Here is a 21,656-nt window from a genome sequence, read left to right as displayed (position 1 = left end):
CGTTGCACTGGTTGATTTAGGCAGGCTTGAAGAAGCGATCGCCTCCTACGACAAAGCCTTAAAATTCAAACCCGATTATCACGAAGCCTGGTTCGATCGGGGCGTTGCACTGGTTGATTTAGGCAGGCTTGAAGAAGCGATCGCCTCCTACGACAAAGCCTTAAAATTCAAACCCGATTTACACGAAGCCTGGAACAATCGGGGCAATGCACTGCGTAAGTTAGGCAGGCTTGAAGAAGCGATCGCCTCCTTCGACAAAGCCTTAGAAATCAAACCAGATAAAGACGAAGCCTGGTTCAATCGGGGCAATGCACTGGGTAATTTAGGCAGGCTTGAAGATGAGATCGCCTCCTACGACAAAGCCTTAAAATTCAAACCAGATGATCACGAAGCCTGGTTCAATCGGGGCGTTGCACTGGGTGATTTAGGCAGGATTGAAGATGCGATCGCCTCCTACGACAAAGCCTTAAAATTAAAACCAGATTTTCACTTAGCCTCGAAAAACCGGACAATAGCACTTAAAAAATTAGGAATTGTATAAGGATTAATTTTTCATTAAAACAAAGATTCTCAATAAAATGGCGCTAAAATAGATGAATCGGCGATTGGAATCAGGGCAACGGATTGCCCCTACCGCACAAACTTTCGTCCGCGCAACGCAAGACTGAAGAGAGGAGAAGAGAAGAGAAATAATAAAATGACAACCATTATTTTAAACTTAGATACTGTCGAACTAACAGATGAACAGTTTTACCGTTTATGCCAGATGAATCGAGATTGGCAATTTGAACGGACACCTAAAGGAGAAATCATTATTATGTCGCCAGTAGGCGGAGTCAGCGGCAATCGAAAAGCCTATTTAATTACAGATTTGGGCTTGTGGAACCGTAAAACGCAGCTAGGGATAGTGTTTAGTTCTTCTACAATTTTTCGCTTGCCTAATAATGGCTATCGAGCTCCAGACGCCGCTTGGGTTAGCTTAGAAAGATGGTCTGCTTTAACAGCAGAAGAACAAGAGAAATTTCCGCCAATCTGTCCTGATTTTGCCATTGAATTGCGTGAAGCGAAGCTATCCCGTAGGGAATCGCGCCCAGACCCCCTGCTGCCGCTTCAGGAGAAAATGCAGGAGTATCTAAACAGCGGTTTACGCTTGGGTTGGTTAATTCATCCTCTAGACGAAAAAGTAGAAATTTATCGCCATTCTCGCGAAGTAGAAATTGTACACTTTCCTGTAAGTTTATCGGTAGAAGATGTCTTGCCCGGATTTGTTCTTAATTTGCCGATGATTTGAACGGGAATTAGGAATCGGCGATTGAAATCGCTACTACACAAACCAAGTCCGCGCAACGCGAGACTAAAGATTAGATTAAATTTTTCCTGTTTCCAACTGTATTTTCTTCGGACAAATATCATCATCGTACCAACCAGTCAAAGCCACCGCCAAAGCATCCGCCGCATCGTCGGGTTTCGGAATATAACCCAACTCCAACTCCCGCGCCACCGCCTCTTGCACTTCAGATTTATCCGCATTACCGCGGCCGGTCAAAGCTTGCTTAATTTGAGCCGGCGTAAACTCGAACAGCGGCACTCCACACTGCGCCAATACTAGGGTCAAAACGCCCCGCGCTTGCGCTACAAGTATCGTATTTCCCATCTTGTAAAAAAACAGTTTTTCGGCAATTGCTATATCAGGTTTAATCTGTTCAATTACCTCGTGCAAATCGTCGTAAATTGTTTTCAAGCGCTGTCCCATTTCCTGTTTTGGCGTTGTTTGTATGACGCCGCAATCAATCATGGAAACGCTATTTTTATCTTGTTTGCCCGGTACAATTTGACAGGAAATTGCCCCGTAGCCGAGATTGGCCAAGCCCGGATCTAATCCTAAAATTCGTTTTTCCATTGCCAGAATTAGTAATTGGAAATGGGAAATAAGGTATGAAAATTTGGGGAATGCTTCATCACCACCAATTACCCATTACCAATTACCAATTATTAATTACCCCTCAGTTGTTTCTAGGCCGAATACCCGATCGAACACTTTAGTCACTTTATACCCCGAATCTATTGATTCTAGCGGGTCTTTCCGCAACCGGTGCCGCAAACACAGAGTCATCACCCGGCGAATATCGTCCACAGTCACCTCTGTGCGGCATTCCAAAGCCGTGAAAGCTTTCGCAGCCCGATTCGTCACCAAATCGCCCCGCAGCCCGTCTACGTCCAATTCCGCGCAAACTTGGGAGATTTTTACCCGCAAATCTCGATCGATAGTTACCGATTTCAACCTTTCCTGAGCTTCCACCAACTTCTGCTGCATCTCATCTTGTTCTTGCTGATATTTCGCGAGAAACTCCGGCGGATTTTGGTCAAAACTCGATCGCTGTTCGACAATTTCCACTCTTAAATTCGGGTCTTTTACAGTCCGAATTTCTGCGTGCATCCCGAATCTATCGAGCAACTGCGGCCGCAATTCTCCTTCTTCTGGATTCCCGGAACCGATTAAAATAAACTTAGCCGGGTGGCGGATTGAAATGCCTTCTCTTTCCACAGTATTCCAACCGCTGGCGGCGGAGTCGAGCAAAACATCGACTAAATGATCGTCGAGCAAATTGACTTCATCAACGTACAGAATGCCACGGTTAGCCTTAGCTAAAAGACCGGGTTCAAAAGCTTTAACACCTTCCGACAAAGCTTTCTCGATGTCGATCGTACCGCAAACTCGGTCTTCGGTAGCGCCCAGAGGCAAGTCTACCATTTGAACTTTTTTGCGGGCGATTTTAATGTCAGTTTGGGATAAAGTGCGATCGCGCACCTCATCGCTCATCAAATCTGGATCAGTGGGATGACTGTTAAAAGGATCGTCAGCCACCACCTCAATTTCCGGCAGCAAATCAGTGAGGGCGCGGATTGTGGTAGATTTACCAGTACCTCGATCGCCCATAATCATCACCCCGCCAATTTTGGGATCGATGACATTCAACAGCAGCGCCAGTTTCATCTCCTCCTGGCCAACAATTGCAGTGAAGGGAAAAACAGCGCGACGGGCTGCGGTAGCGGTAACGGTTGGTAGAACGCCCGCATTTAGGGTATTGCTGACTTCGGCAGTAGGACTCACAGGATAACTCAAAATATAATAATTGCTTGTTTATTGTAGGGGATAAGGGATTGTCTGGGGCGATCGCACTTGTAGGATGCGTGAGGGCGAGAAATCTTTGACTGGTGGCGTGTGACTGTTGACTTTCACGCACTTTGGTCTTTCCGCAGTGAAGTGCAACTAAGCTTTTCTGTATTTAAATTGCACCTTTGGGGCGGGCAGGATGCCCAACCCCTACTCCCCACAGGAGTTTTAAGCAAAATCACCAGTAAATTAAATGCGGGTAGATTGCAAATTTTGGGCGATCGGCAACCCTAATGTAAACTTATGTAACGATTTACCACGATTCGCATAAAAACCTCAACTCCCCCCAGATAGATAATTAAGAGCGTTTTCAAGCAACTATTTTTCAGGGGTAGTATGACTGAACTTAGCTTTGGGCGATCAGTAACCTTAATGTAACGAAAGGTAATGATTTCGCCTAAACCTCAGTTTGCTTCCGATAATTAGTAGAGAGCGTTTTCAAGCAACTATTTTTCAGGGGTAGTATGACTGAACGTAACATCGGGGCATTGACTGGCAGCACAAGCTACACTGGTAGTGTTAATACTACAAATATCTTTGACCTTTACAAATTTAATATCACCAGTCCGGGAAGTTTTCAATTTTCGATCGACGGTTTGAGCGGGAATGCCGACATATTTTTATTAAACTCTAGTGGCGAAACCCTTTACAGTTCCACCAACGCGGGAACCGAGGCAGAAACAATTATTGTTGACAGTTTACTAGCCGGAGACTATTCACTCAAAGTCAAAGTTTCGCAAATCAGCGGCGACATCAAATACACGCTGAATTCAGTACCAACTAGCACTCAAAAATCATCCGACGCAGACACCCTCACTGGTGCAAAATCAGATTCTGCACTTCCCTCAAACAGCGCCGAAACTTCGGAAAAACCGACTGCAAACAAAGATGTAATTACAGGAACTCCTGTTGACGACAAGACTGTCACCGCAGAAACAACATTAACCACTACCGATGAACCCGACAAACCAGTTACAGACTCCGAACCGACTCTCACATCTGAACCAGAAAAACCTGTAGTAACGACTGAATCTGCGGTTGAAACAACAACTACCGACAAACCACTCCCCGTTACCTCCGAAACAACTCTCACATCTGAACCGAAAAAGCCTATTTCCACGACTGACTCTGCTGCAGAAACAAAAAGTGCCGACAAACCCGTCACTACAGGCTCCGAAACAACTCTCACATCTGAACCGAAAAAGCCTATTTCCACGACTGAATCTGCTAGCGAAGAACTGCCAACAAGTGAAGAGACTCTATCAGCGGGAGAAATCGCACAAGACAAACCAACCGATTCGGCAATTTCAACCGCCGAAAAACCCAGCGAAACTGTTGCCACAAACAATCCAAATAGCACAGTCGCCGTCAAAACGGGTGTAGTTGCAGGAGAAACAGTTGCCACTCAACAACCAAAAACAGGCGAAACTTTAGTTGCTACTTCCCCAGATGCCAGCAAGCCAGAGGACAAAACAAATACTGACACCAGCAACGGGGAAGAAACAAAGAAAGAGAATTCAAATACTACCGTAGCAACAACTGAAACAAAAAAAGAACCAGAACCTATTACGGAGAAAAAGTTAATTTCTCTCTTTACATCGGGGGTATTTACTACCGATCAGACAGGTCGCATCAGTATAGACTACACCTTTGATGGTGGGAGGTTCCAAGGTGAGTTAGCTATTTTCAGTTTAGACGATTTAGACAACTTACAACCCGGTTCGGAAGCATTCATTAAAGAAGTAGCTGCGCGTTCTTTAAGTAACTCTGTGAAAGGTCATGTAGTCATTAATGATGCTACAGAAGGTGCGCGGTTCTCCGGTTTGTTAGGAGAGGACAATGCCAACGAAGGAGTCTACTTAGGAGTCAAGAGTTTTGCCGTAACTCCTGGGGGTAAATATGGGGTGATGTTGGTACCCAACGGTAGTGTAAAGTCTGTGTTTGATAATCCGACTGTTGGCGGCGATCAACGTCCTTTATTTTCTATGGCAATGGCGAATCCTGTGGAGGGATTTCACTTTGGTCAAATGGCGGATCTGACGGGGGAAGGTAATACCTTTATCATGGAGGATATGCGCTTAGATGCAGGGAGTGACAAAGATTACAACGATATCATTTTCCAAGTGCGCGGTGCGACTGCAAAAGCTGCTTTACTCGATACTGTGATTAACCCGGGCAAAGAGTGGCGGAAAACAGATTTGGGCAAGGCACTTATTGCTTATGCGACACCTTACATTACCCAGGAACCAAAACAAAATGTAGATGCTGAATTATCAGATTTAATTGATGATTTAGAAACAGAAATTGTGACTCCATCAACTTCAGATAAAGAGAGTCCAAAAATTCCAGTACCTGCCACTAATACCGACAAAAATACTAGTGATGCAGCCCCAATAGAAACAACCGACACGGTAGAGGCAAAACCTACTACTCCAGGGGTGACGACTGAGGAAAAAGTCAAAAATATTGCGAATAATTCAGGTGATTTGACTCCAGTTGAAACCACAGAAAAGGTAGAGACAAAGCCTACTAATTTAGAGGTGGCCACTGAGGAAAAAGTCAAAGATACTGAGAATAATCCTGGTGATTTGACTCAGGTTGAAACAACCGACCAAGTAGAGGCAAAGCCTACTACTCCAGCGGTGACGACTGAGGAAGAAGTCAAAGATTCTGGTGATTTGACTCAGGTTAAAACAACCGACCAAGTAGAGGCAAAGCCGACAACAGGTGAGACAGCTACACCAACTGCTGGCAAAGATACTCTGGCGGATTCGACGGAAAAATTACCAGTTGAAAAAACGCCTCTTCCCGTAGCGACAACTGAGATAAAAGACGAAGTTATCGAAGCACCAGCCACGCCCGTTTTGCCCGCTCAATCTAATGCTGAGACGGAAGTAGCTGCAACGACACCAACGCAGAAGCTAGAAACACAACCAGAAAATTTGCCAGCAGGAAGTCAGAGTAAGGTAGAGACAAAACCGGAAGTTTTGCCAGCAGTAATCCCGGTGAAAGAAGAAGCTAAGCCGGGGGTAGTAACTGAGGTAGAGAAAACAGAACCAACTAAAGTTTTTGTAGTCGCAAATCCTGTAGAGTGTGTGAAGGAAAGTCAGCCAAAAACGGCGGTTGAGAGTAAAGAAACTGCTGAAGATAAGCAGCCTTCATTGCCTTTGAAAGAGACTGATAAAGCTGAAACTTCCACAGTTAGTTTGCCTGAAAGTAGTGTTGATTCAACGGTGAAGAAAAGTCAGCCAACACTGACGGTTGAGAGTAAAGAAACTTTAGGGGTTGTGCCACCGCTAGCAGCGCCGACTATGCCAGTTGTAGGTACGAATACTGCTGTAGAGTCGCAGAAAAAGGAGATAGTTACTCAGACTGAGACTGGAGGTATTAATGATGCCGCACCAAAAGAGTCATTGCCAGTTTCTCCTACAGTTGAAAAGCCAACTGAGGATAATTCGACGGTGACGGTGACAGAATCGGTTAAGAATGAAGTAGCACAAAACAATAATGTCAATGCTGATTGGATTGCACGATTGGAAAGCATTAAACAACGTTTGAGTAATTTGGGTAGTGCAGATGTGGTTGCCGAAAAGGCGATCGATCGCACTTTGATTGCTCGTTTAGAAGCCATGACTGAGAAGTTGAGGGAGCAAACTGGCTCGACTCCTATTTCGGATAATACAGCGACGTTGATTTCGCGGCTGGAAGATATGGTAGTGAAAGTCGCACCACCTGCGATCGCACCAGTACAGTTTGAGTTTCCTCAAGCCGATCGACCTTTAGTAGGTTTTATCACTGATACTGGCTTGACTGTCAATAATCCTGCTGAGGAAAAGAGTCCGCTCGTTGCAGAAGAAAAACCCGCAAATAGCACAAACAATCCTTCCCCATCAGCTAATGGAGTTAATAATAACCCGTCGCAGCCAGTCGCTCGCACTCAAGATAATTCGAGTCAGTGGGTAGAATCTCTGATTAAATTTGTGGATGCTGCTAAAGTATCCAAGCAACCCCATGCCGTTGTTAATATTAACATCAACCTAACTCAAACTCAGCCTGATGGAACTGTGATTCCCCGCAGCGAACTAACGGCAGCGGAACGATCGGCGATCGCCTACGCATATCAGAACAAAGTGATCGTTGTTGTTCCGGCGGGAGATAACCCCGGCATAATGTCGGCTCTGGGTCTATTATCTAAGGAAGTTGACAACGTAGTTACTGTCGGTGCAGCTCAACGATTTAACAATTCTGTAGCACTATCCAATGCCTTTAAATTGGCAGATTATTCGGGCAGTGGCAATACTCTCGATATTCTCGCTAACGGTAGCAGCGGTAGTACATCCAGCACACAGGTTGCTGCTGTTGAAGTCACGAATGGGCTCGCTCAAGTGTTGGCAGCAAATCCTAAGCTGAATTACACTCAGGCAATTGACGCGATCAAGCGTACTTCTACAGACCTCGATCGACCTAATTGGGACGCTAAAACTGGGTCTGGTTTGCTGAATGTTGCTGCTGCGGTACATTTGGCAAAGGTAACTACACCGGCACTTTACACGGTTAAACCCGGACAGCGAACCATTACGGATGTGTTCATTTCTCAACATCCGAGTACCAAGCAGTTACCCGGCGATCCGACTCATCCTACAGTGAAAGTCCCTGGAATTCCTCAAACAAATGTCGATCGGGGCAGCAATAATCTTGCTAATGCAACGCAACTGATTCCTTCCGCTACCGAAGATATTATCGATCAGGTTAGCAGCGTCGATCCGTCGGATATTTATCGGGTGGACAGTCGTTACTTAAATGGTGCTAAGTTTTCCGTACTCTCAGGCGACTTATCCGTCAGCTACCTGACAACTTCTGGACAATTATTGGCGACTCAATCTTTGAGCAAAGGCAGTCATAAATTGCAGTTGCCAACCAATGCACCAGCAGAGGTGATTGTCAAAATTGACCAACGCAATGCCGAGCCTGCAACTTACGTTCTCTCTGGATTTGAGAGTACCGCGACTGAGCCGTTTAATATTGATTTGGAATATGAAACGCCGCTGAGTGCTTCGCAACAGGCTATTATGCAAGCGGCTGCAAAAAGCGTGGCTGGATTGATTGGCAAAGGGTTGCCAAGTGCAGTGGTTGACGGCAAGATTATCGACGATATCAATATCAAGATTTCTACTGCCAATATTGACGGTGCGAGCGGCACCCAAGCGCGAACTAAAATTGATTTCATGCGCTACGGAACTATGTTGCCCGCTCAATCTTTAGTGCAGTTTGATGCTGCGGATATTGCCGAGTTGGAGCGTTCTGGGAAGTTGTTCAGCGTTGTACAGCACGAGTTTTTACACGCTTTGGGCTTTGGTAATCTTTGGGAAGCTAAGGGTTTGGTGGATTATGCGGGTACGCCGCTGGCTCAGTATAACGGTGGAAAGGCGGTTGATGCGTTCAAAGATTTGGGCGGTTTGACTGATGCGATTTCTCTGGAAAATGAGGGTAAAGGTTCGGCTGGTTTCCACTGGAATGAGGCGCTGTTCCAAGATGAGGTGATGACGGCTGATTTGAACTTTAGCGGCAAAGGTGGAAATGCGCCGATTAGTCCTGTTACCATTGCATCTCTGGCAGATTTGGGTTACGAGGTGAATTTGAAGGGGGCAACTCCTGATTTTGGGTTGTTTGGCGGTCAAGGGTTCAGTATTGATGATTTAACGCCAGAGCAGCTTGAAGCCTTCCGAGAACTGGCTGAAACTTCTTTTGAGGAACCGGGTGCGGAGTATATTGCTCCGATTATGCCGACGGTTGACCCCGATAAGGTGTCGCCAGAAATCTGGGCGCACGCAGAGCGATTCTGGAAGAATGGTGAGTATTACGATTGGGTGGATTATGTAATTCCCGGTGGTGATACCCTCAGCGACATAGCACTAAAATATTTGGGTAGTGCTGGCTATGACTACTATGCGTGGATTGGAGACTATAACGGTGTTGCCAACTACGATGAGATTGGTGCAGGGGATTGGATTAAAGTTCCCATTCACCATCCCAATTACGAGTGGGAGCAACAGCAAGAATGGCTACGGCGCGAAGAAGAATTAAGGCAGCGACAAGAAGAAGAAGCTCGTATTCGACGGGAACAGGAAGAGGCTTTTGCGCGAGATCAAGAGCGAGTTCGTCAAGAAGAGGAAGCACGGCGACGGGAAGCGGAAGCCCAGCAACGGGAACTTGAAGAACAACAACGGCGTTTGCGTGAACAAATAGAACGCCGTCGCCAAGAGGAGCAACGTCTTAAGGAAGAAGCGCGGTTAGCGGAACTGCAGCGCCAAGCAGAGATTGCGCGGCAACAAGGTAAGGGAGGATTGGATTGGTATCTTGCCAAGCCTATGCCGGAGTTTGGGCCAGTCGATCCGTTTGAGACATCTCTAACGGGTGAGACAGTTGGAAATTTGGTGCCGGATGATTACTATCGGTTTACTCTGTCTCGCGGTGGTCGAATTACGGCTGAACTGAGAAAGCTTTTGGCTGATGCAGATTTGGTTCTGTACGATGTGCGGAATGAACCTATTGCCTATTCGATGCGGGAGGGAATTACCGATGAGCAGATTATTGCTGACTTGATTCCTGGGACTTATATGCTGCGAGTCAATAGTCCTAAAGGTGTGACGACAGACTACGAATTGATTGTTAAGTTTCAGCATAAGTTGTCACTGACTCAAACAGGTTTTCCTGATGGCTGGCGACTTGGTGGCGGTAATGGCACTGGTGGTGGCAGTGGTGCTTCTGGCCCACTGTTCAGCGATTCGCGTATTCAGCGCATTTATGATACGGCCTTGGCGAATTTTTCAGTGCCGGAGCGGGCTAAGGCTAATGCCAAGATTGCCGAGCTTGAGCGCGAGAAGCGCAGGTATGAGCAACAGATGCAAGAGTTGCTCGACCAGATGAATGCGGAGCAACGGCAAAAGGTTCATCAGGCTTTGGATGATGCTCGTCATAATGCCAATGTTTGGGTTGATGGCATTGCTAATCCGATTAAGGGTCAAGTTGATAATCTGGCTGATGGGATTATCAATAAAGCTAATTCGTTTGCGAATAGCTTAGAAAACACAGTAAATCAAGTTCCTGATTACGGAATTGGCTGGGTAAAAGATCGGAAAAATGACGCTAAATGGTTAATTCGCCAAGGACGAGATGCTGTCACGAGTGCGGTTAATAGCGCTCGTAGTTGGCTCAGAGGTAAGCTAATTGAGATTCAAAATGGAGTGAATTCAGCAATCCAGCAATTCTTTGATACGATCAAGAATGCCTACCGCACTGGAGCAGAGATTAATCAGATTATTGCGAATGCGGCTCAAACTTTCCGAACTAAGGTCGATCAAGCCGTTCGAGGTGCTAATAATCTGATTGGAGAGTTCAAAGGTCACATCCTGAGCGCTACTGATTGGACGAAAAATCTTGGCATCAATGTTGATAAGTTTGGTGTCAAGTTTAATTTCAATGTTTACAACAATATTGTCAAGCCTGCGGTGGATGGTGTTGCTGATGGTTTTCAATCGACAATTAGCGGAATTGGAAGTGGTCTGAAGGGGATTATTGATTGGATTGAACCTCGCACTCAGAAGACGGTGGCGGATATTGTCAATGCCATTTTGGGGGATAAGACAGGTCACTTGTGGAACCAGATTAATGGGGTTGATGCTAAGATTGCTGCCACTCTGACAGGTGTGGATAAGGCGATCGCTAGTGCTGCACAACGGATTTTTAGCATAGTCGGACAGATCGAAGCTTTGCTGACCGATCCAGAAGAAAGAAAGCGGGTTTTAAATGCTCTCTTTCGTCGGGGATATAGAACTGCTGAAGAGGCTTACAATTTTGTTAAGGAAGAACTTCCTAAGATTCGCGAGCAAATTAAGGAAGAAATTCGGACTCGTTTGGTCAATGATTATGTCTTTTCTTGGAAAACAGAAATTCCCTTGGTAAGTCTTCCTCCTGTATTTCCAATATACGCAGGAGCAGTAGTTTACTTCATTCAGCCCACAAAGTTTACTCATGAAGCCTTACTGAAAATCGGTCCACATCAGGGACTTGAGCTTGTCAATGGTAACACAATCAATCTAGCAGCCGAAAAAAAACTAAGTAATGGAGGTGTCCAAGGACTTGAAATAGATTCAGATGGAAACTTTGTATTTAGCTTGGGTGGCGAACTACTGAAGCTTAAATCTTCATTCAATATACAAGGAAGTGAAGTTACAATGGCTGTTGCCACAAATAAAGAAATTTCGATCATTGATGATCCTGGTACAAAAGTTTCCTTATCTGGAGAGCACAGTTTACAGTTAGCAGGAAAAGTCGGATCGTTCAGGTTAGAACCGGTTTTGGTACTGACTGAGGAAGCAGTTAAAGTGGCTCTGAAAAAACTTCAAGAGACAAACAGTGCTTTTCGGGAATGGAGTGACAGTGTTATCGACACCCTCGCTGAAACTTTTTCAAATCCAGACTTTTGGATTGGGGTTGGCATTAGGGTTGCTAGTGTTGCTGCTATTGTTGGTGCCATTCTTGCTGCTCCTGCTATTGCTGCAGCTATTGCTGCTCTTCTTGGAACTGCTACTGTTGCTGGGGCTGCCGTAACCTTAGTATTTGCAATCTTGTTTGCACTTGACGTACTGCAACTACAAGAAGGTAATAGTGATGTGATTGCCTAATCCTTCTGATCTGGCGGAATTGCCCCTATACCGAGAAAGTGATCGCACCTCAACCATTCCCCTGAAGTGCGATCGCCCCTCTAAGCCTCATCACCCCAAAACCTCACATGACCAAACCCCAACAAACCTACCTCGACACCCGACCCATCCCCCCAAATCAACTCACCTCATCAGCCGACCTGCGCTTTACCCTCACCGACACCCTCAAAACCCTACTCCAACAAACCAACCACACCCTGATCACCCTCCCCAAACAAACCTCCAACCCCGAAACCTTTCTCAACACCCTCAAAACCCATCCCAAAATCTACCAAGCCTCCATGTCGCGCCAGTTTGCCGCCGACCTTCCCCCCAATATCGAAGAAACCTCTCTCAAAGACGAACCAAAAGACTGGTTTATCAAAACCGCCGACTTTGGCGACGACTACGATCGCGTTCTCCAACACCGCGACGGCGGATACACCCAACTCCTAGAAGACATCACCCGCTACCATGAAATATTCCAACAAGGCTATGACAAAATCATCCTCATTCGTCCCACCACTTACACCAGCTACGACATCCTACTCACCGCCGCCATGCAATGCTTAGGCTACACCAAAGAGCAATTTCAATTCATCATCGTTCAACCCATCAAACTCTACGCCTTCCACAAACCTACCCAGCAAATTCATCCCATCCCTGACATCGCCCCCGGAGAATTGCTCAAAGCCGTGAGTATGGATGCACTGCGCTGGTACTGCCTCCGAGTTCCCCTCACAGAAGTTGCCCCCATTAACATCAGCACAGCAGGAAAACCCGCCCCGCAAGATAGCCTCTATCGCCTTCAATCTGCATATCTTCGTTGCTGTACGCTGCTGCAACAAGCACAGCAGCAAGGCATCATTCAGCTAGACACCAATGGGGGTGGCGGCGAAATTTCCCCTACGGAAATCGCAGCTAAACTCATGTCATTAGCAGATTATGTCTGGGAATCTCCCGATGCCGCCACCCTAGCCAACCTTCTGCAAGCGGTTCCCAAAATCCTCGAACAAAGCGCTGCCGAAATTGCCCCCCATCTGGTCTGCCGGCACCTGGAAGCTATTAGCGAAACCAGCCTGCCGTGGTTGGATTCCCTGAGTCTCAACCCGCAAAACTGCGCCCTTTTGTTAGCTGCGAAGCAAACAATTTTTGAGTTGTTAGAGAACGTTTTGGCGATCGCCCTTCCTGAGTCAACTTTTCCAGACTCAAATTTCCGATTTGTAAAGTTTTCTCAAGATTAGGCAGCATTCTGCATAAAACTAGCGCCTTCTTCCAGATAGATAAGTGACGGTTGGTTTTTGAGTGCGACGGGCGATCGGCCCTTTGGAATAAGTCAAAAAGAGCGATCGACCTTTTGGAATAAGTGAAAAAGTGCGATCGCCTTTTTGGGGCTGTGAGTGCGATCGTGCTGTAGGATGAAAAAACTGCCAAAATGATATAATCCTACAATTCCCAAAATCTATATTTTAAAAATCAGCCATTGACACAATCCGATCGACCCACCGACGCAAAAACACCCTGCATCATTAACGATCGCAAGCTCGATTACTTATTCAATGTCAACATAAAGCCAGACGCTCATAACTCAAAAAGAGCGGTACAAAATAGACAACAACTAAATCGCTTGGGATTTGATGACGATTCAGAATCTCGTCAATTTATTCAAACTCATCTAGAACAAGCAGTCCAAGAAGAAAGTAATATTGTTGAGCGATTTATTAATATTTATACAAACCACACTACAGGAGAAGAGGCTACAATAGATACAGAGCTTAGAGATTCACGCTCTACCGGGCAGAACCGGAAAATTCGCCCAAGTCCAAAGTTCATGGGAAGTCTTGCCCGATGGAACTCGCCGCTTTCTCAGTGCTATAATCTATGGAAAATAACTCAATATCTTAGGTAAGAAAATGGCAAAAATCAATTTACATGAGGGATTTGATGAACTAGCTTTTCTAGAATTATTTTGTGAAGAACCAAAAGATTCCCAACCCTCCGATGGCTATTGGTGTTATGAAGTGACAGATTCATTAGGTGTCACCCTCAAATTTGGAATGAATATCATTCAAAAATCAGTTCAAATTGAATTAAAGATAGCCGATGCCACTGTAGGTATTATGTGTTTTGAACTCGTGAACTTTATTGAAATTAATGATTATATTAACGGTAAATTAGAATTTTTAGTTGCCCCCAAAAATGAAGAATTCAAAACTTTAGTTCAAGTTGAACTGCGACCGAGAATTAAAGTTGATTGTTCAACTCTGAGCCTTTGCCCGATGGCTGCTTAGCCTTGATAAACTACAAGGTCGTGAAGCGGAGCTATCCCGTAGGGAATCGCCCTTTTGGAATTAGTCAAAAAGTGCGATGCTTGGAATTAGCGAACAATCTATCCTCCTTCATGTCCCCCCCTTCGATCGGGGGGCGCCAGGGTGATCAGACCTCAAAAATCACCCTCAATCAAACCCAACAACTCCCCACAAACCCCCTCAAAACTCTGCAACACCTCAACATTCGTAAACCTGACAACCTTCAATCCATACCCCTCTAAAATCCCGGTTCTTTCTGCATCATATAGTTTCCCTTGTTCCGTAAAATGACTCTCCCCATCAATCTCAATTACTAACAGTAAAGCCGCACAATAAAAATCTACAATAAAATTGTCGATCGCTCTTTTGGTATGGAAAGGTCGATCGCTCAGAAGAATCGGGTCTTATTTCTCAGCGAGCAACATGATGAATAGATTCAATATATCGCTCAATTTCCTCCTCTGTGCAACTAATTCCCTTCTGCCAAATTTCATATTCACTGATATCTATCTCATCATTCCAAACCAGTGCATAACCACCAGGTTCAACTGTAAAATTTCTGAAAAACCCAGGATTACTTAAGGTCGTAAACATCGGATTATCTAATAACTTAGAGATGTCGTATTTTTTAAATTCTAGATTGGTAAACTTAACCATCAATGTGCGGTCGTCAATAGCTTTAGCAGAAACAATGCGTTCAGGTTTCATAAACAGATCGGAGTTATTTTAATGGTGGAAGTTTACTAAATTCTTGGCTATTCCACATATCCAGCAGTTCTTTCTGGTACAACGTAGCCCATTCTATTACCAGCTTTTGGGCCCGATTCGGTAAATCTCCTTCTATAATTTCTAAAGACTCAATACCGATCAAAGCGTTGTACTCACCGTAAACTGCGTGAAAATGAGGAGGTGGGTGATCCCCAAAGAAAATTTTGATGATTATTCCGTAAAATCGTGCAACTTCTGGCATAAAGGTTCTTTAAAGAATGATACGAGGACTATTATAGCCGAGCCAAGGAGACAATCTTAGTTTATCCCAAATCATGTCTACTCGACAACTAGAGCGAGATCCCTTTTTGGCAGGGAAAGGTCGATTGCTCTTTTTGATATGGAAAGGTCGATCGCTCTTTTGGTATAGAAAGGTCGATCGCTCTTTTTACGCATCGCGCGATCGATATTGAGTCAACTTTTCCATAGTACAATTAAATTATGTTGCCTAATATTTTATCCGATCGCCTCGATCGCACCCAGCCACCCATTCAACTCCCCTCCCCTCATGTCCCCCCCTTCTTAAGGGGGGCGCCAGGGTGATCTAGCCTCAAAAATCACCCTCAATCAAACCCAACAACTCCCCACAAACCCCCTCAAAACTCTGCAACACCTCAACATTCGTAAACCTAACAACCTTCAATCCATACCCTGTAAAATCCCGGTTCTTTCTGCATCATATAGTTTCCCTTGTTCGGTAAAATGGCTCTCCCCATCAATCTCAATTACTAACAGTAAAGCCGCACAATAAAAATCTACAATAAAATTGTCGATGGGGCGCTGTCTCAAAACTCGAAAAGGGAATTTCTGAGAAAATTTTGCCACAGTTTTTTTTATGATGGAGTTGGATTTTTCCGCAGTTGTTTGGCGATGGGGATGAGTTTTGGGTTGTATGGTAGGTGGAAGTTTGAGTCGTTTAGTTTTGGCATGATCCCCCCTAGCCCCCCTTAATAAGGGGGGGACAAGATGTTAGTTGAAATTCTCGGTTGAGTTGCTTAGTCTCGGACTGATCCCCCCTTAGCTTGCCCCCTACTCCCCCTTAAGAAGGGGGGGACTGGATGTTGGTTGAGGTGGATGGTTGAGTCGTTTAGTCTCGGATTGATCCCCCCTAACCCCCCTTCTTAAGGGGGGGACAAGATGTGCATTGAAATTCATGGTTGGGTCGTTTAGTCTTGGATTGATCCCCCCTAGCCCCCCTTAAGAAGGGGGGGACATGATGTTCATTCAAATTGTCGGGGAAGGGGCGATATTTAGGGAATATTTTTAGAATTAGTTGATCTCAAATTATGTGTACTTGACAAAAAGGGCGATCGCCCTTTTGGAATTAGTCACAAAGTGCGATCGCCCCTTTGGAATAAGTCAAAAAGGGCGATCGACCTTTTCAAATAAACTCTATATGGTTCTGCATATCCGACGGTTCAAGTACCTCCCAAATCAGAATCAAACCGCGCACAATTTCACCCAGTGAACGGCTGTTTTGATGACAGTAAACAATACCGCAATGCTCTAAACCGCGTTGATGAATTGCTAAAAAATCATCATCTTGGGTAAAGATTGCTCGTTCTTGAGCAATCGCAAAAGCTAACTGTTCTTCATCCGCAGCACCTAAAAGTCGTGCTTCCGGTGTAGTCGTGACATCAATACCGCGCCTTCTTAAAGCTTCTGCGATCGCCCGTTCGACTTGTTCATCACAATGAAATCGGATCTTTTCCAAGATTCTGCCCTCTCAATTTCTGCTGTACCTTGGAAGGAGTTTTTGCTTGCAATTCCCGCACAAAAGCATCGCTATCTCGAATTTGTTGTCTAATTTCCTCAAGATGGTCGTGGTAATAAGTCAAGGCGGCGTATACATCTGCTAAATTAATTGTGGGATACCGCGACACAATTTCATCAGGAGACATTCCCATCTTTTCGTGCCAAATTACAACATCTTGAACCCTAATCCGATGTCCGGCAATGCGCGGTTTACCGCCACAAACACCCGGAGTAATTTCAATATGTTCCGCAATCACTGCTGTCATAGAATTTCCTCAAAATTCAAGTTAGCATTTATATTAGTTTATCCCAAACCGTGCCTACTTGACAACTAAGCCGATCGCCCTTTTAGAATAAGTCAAAAAGTGCGATCGCCCTTTTGGAATTTGTCAACAAGTGCGATCGCCCTTTACCCCTTTTTCTCAACCAAAGGCATCGCCCTTTTGGAATTCGTCAACAAGGGCGATCGCTCTTTTGGGTTGGAAAAGTCGATATCTCTTTTGTTCTGAGTCAAAAAGGGCGATCGACTTTTATTTAAGCTGCCACGATTGCCGGACTCGGAGGCACTAAATCTTCTTCTTGGCAATACTCAAGGTAGCTGGAGATCGCTTCTTTAGCATTGGCGATCGCTTCTTCATAAGTTTTCCCATAAGTACAGGGCTGCATAGCAATTGTTGCAAACTCTGGCATTGTTACCAAATACAGTCCATCCTCTTGTGACCATTGAATTAATAAACTATAGCGGTAATTCATTCCTCTGATTCCTCTGCTTAAGAATTGTTTCTAACTCTTGAATTGCTTTTTTTAACAAGTTCTCCAAATACAATGGTGTATCCTCAACACAAGAAGAGATTTTAGGATCTGCTGTGGCGCTAGTTTGGGTGGCGGTGTGGCATTTCTGGGGGTGGCCGCGCGAAGTAGAAATTGCTAGAGGTAAGCCGGAGGCTAAGAAAAAGCGATCGCCCAATTCTAACTCACCGCCTCCGAATCCGGTAGAACAAGAGCTCAACCAGGTCAAAGCCGCAAGTGGAATGAATCGGATGAAGCCAATCGATTTTAGATTTTCGATTTTAGATTTTAGATTGACTTGCGCGAGATAAATGCTCTTTCTTGAGGATTTTCGATTTTAGATTTTGGATTGATTCCACGGATAAATCACGTGGCGGATGCCACCTTTGAAATTCGCTTGTCAGTAAGGAATGAGAATTAAATAACTTACCATGCGTGATGGTTCTTGTGGGATGGGCGTCCCGCCCGTCCAGAAAGGGCGGGCGTCCCGCCCAACCCACTTTCAAGAGTGTAAATTATTTAATTCGCGATCCTAAGACGATCGACCCAGCCAACTCCTGAATTTCCTCAATGGTACGTGTTTCGCAGCGGTGAAGCCAAAGGGCCCTATACCAGATTGCAATTATGGGAGATTGAGGAAATCACAGCCAGAACCAAAGTGCGGCGCGGGGAAGCCGAGTGGCAGCGCGGCGGTGAAATTCCAGAATTAGCGTCGTACCTCACTCAAAAATAAGACAGTACACGTCACCGCACGTCGATCGGCGCTTAAGACGATCGCGCTCCCCAGAAAGTAGCGCTATTCTTAGAAAAGGGATTTGTGTCAGCGAGACTCCCGGAGATTTTTATGAATATTGCTTTGAGTCCTGAGCAGGTGAAATTGATCGAAGCGCAATTAGCATTGGGGCAGTTTAGCTCGCCGGAAGAGGTGATTACAAAAGCCCTCCAGACTTTGACTCAAACACGCCAGCATTATTGGGAGTGGGTGGAGGAAGTGCGCTCTTCGGTGGAGGAAGCGGAGGCGGAACTATCGCGGGGTGAGGGAATCCCTTAGAGACTGCCATCGAGCAATTGCAGGAAAAGTTTCGCAAGGCGCGAGAGGTTCAGGGATGAGCCGATGCTTTGTCTCTCCAACTGCAAGCCGAGACTTGAATGCCATTGGTGATTATTTTGTGGGCTCAAGTTTATAAAAAAAAACCCTCAACTTTGTGAGGGCTTTGCGATGCCAGGAACGAGACTTGAACTCGTGACACGTGGATTTTCAGTCCACTGCTCTACCAACTGAGCTATCCCGGCTTGTTTTTTCGCGCTTTACTATCTTAGCAGACACATACAGAATTTAGCAAGCACTTTTTCAAATTAATTTTCGATCGCCCGGAACCGCCCGCCTGTAAGCTAAAAGCTGCAACCTAAAATCCAAGAATCGCAATGGCACAGCAACATCGGGACAGCGAGGGCAAGAGTCTGCTTGTCTTAGGCATAATTTGGCTGCTGGGGGCAATTAGCGATCGCCTCTGGTTTGCCCTCGATCGATCTGTCCCCGCGTGGGATCAAGCCGAATACCTGACTAGCACCCTGAATTACTTGCAGGCGTTGCAGCATCCTCAATGGTTTTCCGGGGAGTGGTGGACAAACTTCTGGCTGCTTTCGACGAAAATTCCCCCCTTGGTGTATATCTTAACGGTTCCGTTTCTTCAGGTTTTTGGTACCGGGGGCGATCGGGCAACCCTCGTTCATTTATTATTTAGTGCAATTCTCCTCGCTTCAGTTTACAGTCTGGGCGTCCAATTATTTAACCGGCAAGTCGGTTTGTGGGCCGCTGCAATTTGCGTTTTGTTACCGGGACTTTATCGGTTCCGCTTGCAATTTTTACTCGACTATCCCCTCACTGCGGCGATTACTTTTGCTTTCTATTGTCTGACAATGTGGAAGGCTTCTGAGGGAAGAAGTTCGGCAAGGGATTCTGTAACGGATGTAACGGATGTAACCGATAGAACTCAGTTGAAAGAACGAACGAATAAAAAGTATAAATTCTTCCCATCTTCCAGTTCCTCTCTCTCCCCCTCCCCCACTCTCCCCCTCTCCCCGTCGTCTTTCTTTTGGGCGATCGCCTTTGGAATTTCTCTCGGCTTATCAATATTAGTTAAACACACTACCGTATTATTTCTGTTTACCCCGATTGTGTGGTTGGCTGTGGGTGCTGTGCGCCAAAAAGCTTGGGGGAGATTAGGTCAATTAACTGGTGCTTTGTTGCTGTCGGTGGCGGTGTTTGGGCCGTGGGCGAAAACCAATTGGCTGTTAATTTTGACCGGGGGAAAACGGGCTACGCTGGATTCTGCGATCGCCGAAGGAGATCCGGCCCTCAATACGATCGACGCTTGGATTTACTACGGTCAACACTTACCCGAACAGATTTCTTGGCCTCTGTTACTTATTCCCTTAGTAGGATTGATACTTTATTGGCGTCGCCGGCAAGATAGTTCGTCAATTTTGCATCTCAACTCCTGTCGCTGGCTGGCTGTTTTCTGGGGAGGAGCTTATTTAATTAATTCTCTAAATATCAACAAAGATGACCGATATGTGATACCTTATTTGCCAGTTTTATCTATTTTCTTAGCATATTGTTTAACGCTTTGGCCTTCTCGGTGGGGACGGCAAATTCACTGGGGTACAATTGGCTTGGCAATTCTGGCGATGCTGTTCCATATGTGGCCGCTGGGAGGTGCTTTTGGACATAGCTTAGTCCAAATTATCAGTCCCGGCAATTCTAACTATCCTTACTTGGGGAAAGAGTGGCCGCACCGAGAGGTAATTGCAGAAATTATTGATAGGGAACCTTATTTGCAATCTACTTTAGGCGTGTTGCCTTCGACGCCGGAAATTAACCAGCATAATTTGAATTTTTACGGTGCTTTGGCGAATTTTCAGGTTTACGGGCGGCAGGTTGGAACGAATTTAAAAGAAGTGCCGCAAGATGTGCGATCGCTCTCTTGGTTCGTAACTAAAACTGGCCCGCAAGGTTCGATTCGCGAAGGAATTAAACAAGCTCAAAATGCAGCGGTGGCTGCGATTGAAAAAGGGGATAAATTTGACTTAGATAAAACTTGGATTTTGCCAGATTATACTAATTTAAATCTTTATCGCAAGCGAGTGCAGCCTGTCGAAATACAGCCGTTGAATGAAGCGCGATCGCAAGTACAATTAGATCGAGTTACTGTCGCTGCCAAAGCAGTTCCCGGAGTCGCGCTGCCGATTACTTATACTTGGTCTGGGCCTTGGCAGCAGTTGCAGTCTGGTTTAGTGTTGGTAACGTGGCAAAATCAGCAGTCTGGCGATATTCCACCGGGACAGACTTTCAGGATTTTACACGATCGCGCGATCGCCCAAGCGACTTTGCATCCGGGGATGCTGGAAGCGGATAAATTTGCTGTGGGCTTTCGAGTTGTCGATCGCACGGCGATGCTTCCTCCTACTAATATTGCACCGGGAACTTACACTCTGCAAGCTACTTATCTAAATCGGAAAACTGGGGAAACTTATCCGATTAATGTGCCGGCAGTTAGTGTTAAAATCGAGGCAGAGCCTCTGGATATGCGTTCCCAGGCAGAGCCGGGAAACGAGGATAATACAGATCAGCCTGAGTTAGATTTGGTGACTCAATTGCGGGCGATGGCGGTTAATTTACCCAAAGGATTGCCCGGTTTAGAACCCGTGTTCGAGCAGATTGGGCGGATCAATCAGTACGATCCAATTCAAGATTATACCGTGCAAGCGGAACAAGCGTTAGAATATCGGTTGAAACAGGAACCCAATAATCTAGAATTGGCTTATGCTTTGGCATTTTCGCGAGTATTGCAGCAGAATGTCCAAAGTGCGATCGCAGCTTTAGAAAAAGTCACTCAACTAGACTCAAAAAACCCTTACGCTTACGCCTATCTCGCTTTCGTACACCTGTACGGCTGGCATCCCAAAGCCGCTCAAACAGCCTTAAAACCTGCTCTCGCTCTCAACTCCAACCTACCGGAAATTAGAGTTTTAAACGGTGTAGCGGAACTGATGCAAGGTAATCTCATTCAAGCATGGCAAGATTTGCAATACTTAAAAAAACTAAAAATTTAACAATCCCTTTTATTGTGGCACGGGCGTCCCGCCTGTGCTGAT

The 21,656-nt window shown here is 45.6% G+C and carries 23 protein-coding genes and 1 tRNA gene; 12 read left to right on the top strand and 12 right to left on the bottom strand.

Annotated elements, in window-relative coordinates:
* Both QUA16_RS00885 and QUA16_RS00880 read left to right on the top strand, forming a co-directional pair.
* A partial coding sequence (locus QUA16_RS00885; RefSeq protein ID WP_333180968.1) for a tetratricopeptide repeat protein occupies positions 1-541 on the top strand: 541 nt, incomplete at its 5' end.
* Between the two features lie 156 nt (positions 542-697).
* Complete coding sequence (locus QUA16_RS00880) at positions 698-1,291, top strand: Uma2 family endonuclease (protein ID WP_333103370.1); 594 nt, start codon at positions 698-700, stop codon at positions 1,289-1,291.
* Positions 1,292-1,366: 75 nt separating this feature from the next.
* On the opposite strand, the gene ruvC is transcribed toward QUA16_RS00880, so the two are convergent.
* Both ruvC and bchI read right to left on the bottom strand, forming a co-directional pair.
* Positions 1,367-1,900 carry a crossover junction endodeoxyribonuclease RuvC gene (ruvC, locus tag QUA16_RS00875; RefSeq protein ID WP_333103369.1) on the bottom strand — a complete coding sequence of 178 codons (534 nt, stop codon included), beginning with the start codon at positions 1,898-1,900 and terminating at the stop codon, positions 1,367-1,369.
* A 96-nt stretch (positions 1,901-1,996) separates the two neighbouring features.
* Positions 1,997-3,112 (bottom strand): magnesium chelatase ATPase subunit I, encoded by a 1,116-nt coding sequence (gene bchI, locus QUA16_RS00870; RefSeq protein WP_333103368.1) that lies wholly within the window; start codon positions 3,110-3,112, stop codon positions 1,997-1,999.
* 111 nt (positions 3,113-3,223) lie between these two features.
* Between bchI and QUA16_RS00865 the strand changes: the two genes are divergently transcribed.
* From QUA16_RS00865 to QUA16_RS00855, 3 genes are all read left to right on the top strand, one after another.
* Entirely contained in the window at positions 3,224-3,409 is a 186-nt protein-coding gene (locus QUA16_RS00865; RefSeq protein ID WP_333103367.1) for a hypothetical protein, read from the top strand.
* A gap of 230 nt (positions 3,410-3,639) precedes the next feature.
* Positions 3,640-11,859, top strand: coding sequence for a DUF4114 domain-containing protein (locus tag QUA16_RS00860; protein ID WP_333103366.1), 8,220 nt, complete (start codon positions 3,640-3,642; stop codon positions 11,857-11,859).
* Positions 11,860-11,966: 107 nt separating this feature from the next.
* Entirely contained in the window at positions 11,967-13,121 is a 1,155-nt protein-coding gene (locus tag QUA16_RS00855; RefSeq protein WP_333103365.1) for a DALR anticodon-binding domain-containing protein, read from the top strand.
* Positions 13,122-13,213: 92 nt separating this feature from the next.
* Here the strand turns inward: QUA16_RS00855 and QUA16_RS00850 are convergent, their stop codons facing one another.
* Positions 13,214-13,336 (bottom strand): hypothetical protein, encoded by a 123-nt coding sequence (locus QUA16_RS00850; protein ID WP_333180967.1) that lies wholly within the window; start codon positions 13,334-13,336, stop codon positions 13,214-13,216.
* Between the two features lie 24 nt (positions 13,337-13,360).
* On the opposite strand from QUA16_RS00850, the gene QUA16_RS00845 reads away from it, so the two are divergent.
* Positions 13,361-13,786 carry a hypothetical protein gene (locus QUA16_RS00845; protein WP_333103364.1) on the top strand — a complete coding sequence of 142 codons (426 nt, stop codon included), beginning with the start codon at positions 13,361-13,363 and terminating at the stop codon, positions 13,784-13,786.
* 4 nt (positions 13,787-13,790) lie between these two features.
* Positions 13,791-14,168, top strand: a complete 378-nt coding sequence (locus QUA16_RS00840) for a hypothetical protein (protein WP_333103363.1) — start codon at positions 13,791-13,793, stop codon at positions 14,166-14,168.
* Positions 14,169-14,320: 152 nt separating this feature from the next.
* On the opposite strand, the gene QUA16_RS00835 is transcribed toward QUA16_RS00840, so the two are convergent.
* From QUA16_RS00835 to QUA16_RS00825, 3 genes are read right to left on the bottom strand one after another with little or no spacing between them, the layout of a single operon-like run.
* On the bottom strand, positions 14,321-14,578 hold the full coding sequence (locus QUA16_RS00835) for an endonuclease domain-containing protein (protein WP_333103404.1): 258 nt from the start codon (positions 14,576-14,578) through the stop codon (positions 14,321-14,323).
* A gap of 19 nt (positions 14,579-14,597) precedes the next feature.
* Positions 14,598-14,894, bottom strand: a complete 297-nt coding sequence (locus tag QUA16_RS00830; RefSeq protein WP_333103361.1) for a DUF2442 domain-containing protein — start codon at positions 14,892-14,894, stop codon at positions 14,598-14,600.
* Positions 14,895-14,907: 13 nt separating this feature from the next.
* Entirely contained in the window at positions 14,908-15,156 is a 249-nt protein-coding gene (locus tag QUA16_RS00825; RefSeq protein WP_106332426.1) for a DUF4160 domain-containing protein, read from the bottom strand.
* A gap of 73 nt (positions 15,157-15,229) precedes the next feature.
* On the opposite strand from QUA16_RS00825, the gene QUA16_RS00820 reads away from it, so the two are divergent.
* Positions 15,230-15,367, top strand: a complete 138-nt coding sequence (locus QUA16_RS00820; protein WP_333103360.1) for a hypothetical protein — start codon at positions 15,230-15,232, stop codon at positions 15,365-15,367.
* A gap of 226 nt (positions 15,368-15,593) precedes the next feature.
* On the opposite strand, the gene QUA16_RS00815 is transcribed toward QUA16_RS00820, so the two are convergent.
* From QUA16_RS00815 to QUA16_RS00805, 3 genes are all read right to left on the bottom strand, one after another.
* Complete coding sequence (locus tag QUA16_RS00815) at positions 15,594-15,779, bottom strand: DUF559 domain-containing protein (RefSeq protein WP_333058273.1); 186 nt, start codon at positions 15,777-15,779, stop codon at positions 15,594-15,596.
* Positions 15,780-16,335: 556 nt separating this feature from the next.
* A complete protein-coding gene (locus QUA16_RS00810; protein WP_333103358.1) occupies positions 16,336-16,668 on the bottom strand; it encodes a DUF5615 family PIN-like protein in 333 nt (110 codons plus the stop codon).
* On the bottom strand, positions 16,643-16,975 hold the full coding sequence (locus QUA16_RS00805; protein ID WP_333103356.1) for a DUF433 domain-containing protein: 333 nt from the start codon (positions 16,973-16,975) through the stop codon (positions 16,643-16,645). Before QUA16_RS00805 ends, QUA16_RS00810 begins: the two co-directional genes overlap by 26 nt.
* Positions 16,976-17,074: 99 nt before the next feature.
* Between QUA16_RS00805 and QUA16_RS00800 the strand changes: the two genes are divergently transcribed.
* On the top strand, positions 17,075-17,218 hold the full coding sequence (locus QUA16_RS00800) for a hypothetical protein (RefSeq protein ID WP_333103354.1): 144 nt from the start codon (positions 17,075-17,077) through the stop codon (positions 17,216-17,218).
* 25 nt (positions 17,219-17,243) lie between these two features.
* On the opposite strand, the gene QUA16_RS00795 is transcribed toward QUA16_RS00800, so the two are convergent.
* Together QUA16_RS00795 and QUA16_RS00790 are read right to left on the bottom strand one after the other, a co-directional pair.
* Positions 17,244-17,462 carry a type II toxin-antitoxin system HicB family antitoxin gene (locus QUA16_RS00795; RefSeq protein WP_333103352.1) on the bottom strand — a complete coding sequence of 73 codons (219 nt, stop codon included), beginning with the start codon at positions 17,460-17,462 and terminating at the stop codon, positions 17,244-17,246.
* A complete protein-coding gene (locus tag QUA16_RS00790; RefSeq protein WP_333103351.1) occupies positions 17,446-17,718 on the bottom strand; it encodes a hypothetical protein in 273 nt (90 codons plus the stop codon). The genes QUA16_RS00795 and QUA16_RS00790 overlap by 17 nt, the downstream gene beginning before the upstream one ends.
* Before the next feature lie 357 nt (positions 17,719-18,075).
* Here QUA16_RS00790 and QUA16_RS00785 point away from each other — a divergent pair, with 357 nt between their 5' ends.
* Positions 18,076-18,231 carry a GYF domain-containing protein gene (locus QUA16_RS00785; RefSeq protein WP_333054718.1) on the top strand — a complete coding sequence of 52 codons (156 nt, stop codon included), beginning with the start codon at positions 18,076-18,078 and terminating at the stop codon, positions 18,229-18,231.
* Positions 18,232-18,342: 111 nt separating this feature from the next.
* A complete protein-coding gene (locus QUA16_RS00780; RefSeq protein ID WP_333103350.1) occupies positions 18,343-18,549 on the top strand; it encodes a hypothetical protein in 207 nt (68 codons plus the stop codon).
* A 169-nt stretch (positions 18,550-18,718) separates the two neighbouring features.
* Here QUA16_RS00780 and QUA16_RS00775 read toward each other — a convergent pair.
* Positions 18,719-18,791 (bottom strand) — tRNA-Phe (locus QUA16_RS00775).
* Between the two features lie 132 nt (positions 18,792-18,923).
* On the opposite strand from QUA16_RS00775, the gene QUA16_RS00770 reads away from it, so the two are divergent.
* The gene (locus QUA16_RS00770; RefSeq protein ID WP_333103349.1) at positions 18,924-21,614 is read left to right on the top strand and encodes a glycosyltransferase family 39 protein; all 2,691 of its coding nucleotides are present in this window, start codon (positions 18,924-18,926) and stop codon (positions 21,612-21,614) included.
* Positions 21,615-21,656 lie beyond the last annotated feature (42 nt).

The sequence above is a fragment of the Microcoleus sp. S13_C3 genome (assembly GCF_036700905.1).
In the GTDB taxonomy this organism is placed as follows: Bacteria; Cyanobacteriota; Cyanobacteriia; order Cyanobacteriales; family Microcoleaceae; genus Microcoleus.
The sequence above is the reverse complement of the archived record's forward strand: the minus strand, read 5'-3'. Positions and strand labels throughout refer to the sequence as shown.

Excerpts from the sequence above, each read along its gene's own strand:
- QUA16_RS00805 (WP_333103356.1), bottom strand. The coding sequence starts at position 16,975 with ATGACAGCAGTGATTGCGGAACATATTGAAATTACTCCGGGTGTTTGT.
- QUA16_RS00840 (WP_333103363.1), top strand. The coding sequence starts at position 13,791 with ATGGCAAAAATCAATTTACATGAGGGATTTGATGAACTAGCTTTTCTA.
- QUA16_RS00795 (WP_333103352.1), bottom strand. The coding sequence starts at position 17,462 with ATGAATTACCGCTATAGTTTATTAATTCAATGGTCACAAGAGGATGGA.
- QUA16_RS00830 (WP_333103361.1), bottom strand. The coding sequence starts at position 14,894 with ATGAAACCTGAACGCATTGTTTCTGCTAAAGCTATTGACGACCGCACA.
- QUA16_RS00825 (WP_106332426.1), bottom strand. The coding sequence starts at position 15,156 with ATGCCAGAAGTTGCACGATTTTACGGAATAATCATCAAAATTTTCTTT.
- ruvC (WP_333103369.1), bottom strand. The coding sequence starts at position 1,900 with ATGGAAAAACGAATTTTAGGATTAGATCCGGGCTTGGCCAATCTCGGC.
- QUA16_RS00820 (WP_333103360.1), top strand. The coding sequence starts at position 15,230 with ATGTCTACTCGACAACTAGAGCGAGATCCCTTTTTGGCAGGGAAAGGT.
- QUA16_RS00770 (WP_333103349.1), top strand. The coding sequence starts at position 18,924 with ATGGCACAGCAACATCGGGACAGCGAGGGCAAGAGTCTGCTTGTCTTA.
- QUA16_RS00855 (WP_333103365.1), top strand. The coding sequence starts at position 11,967 with ATGACCAAACCCCAACAAACCTACCTCGACACCCGACCCATCCCCCCA.
- QUA16_RS00780 (WP_333103350.1), top strand. The coding sequence starts at position 18,343 with ATGAATATTGCTTTGAGTCCTGAGCAGGTGAAATTGATCGAAGCGCAA.
- QUA16_RS00880 (WP_333103370.1), top strand. The coding sequence starts at position 698 with ATGACAACCATTATTTTAAACTTAGATACTGTCGAACTAACAGATGAA.
- QUA16_RS00860 (WP_333103366.1), top strand. The coding sequence starts at position 3,640 with ATGACTGAACGTAACATCGGGGCATTGACTGGCAGCACAAGCTACACT.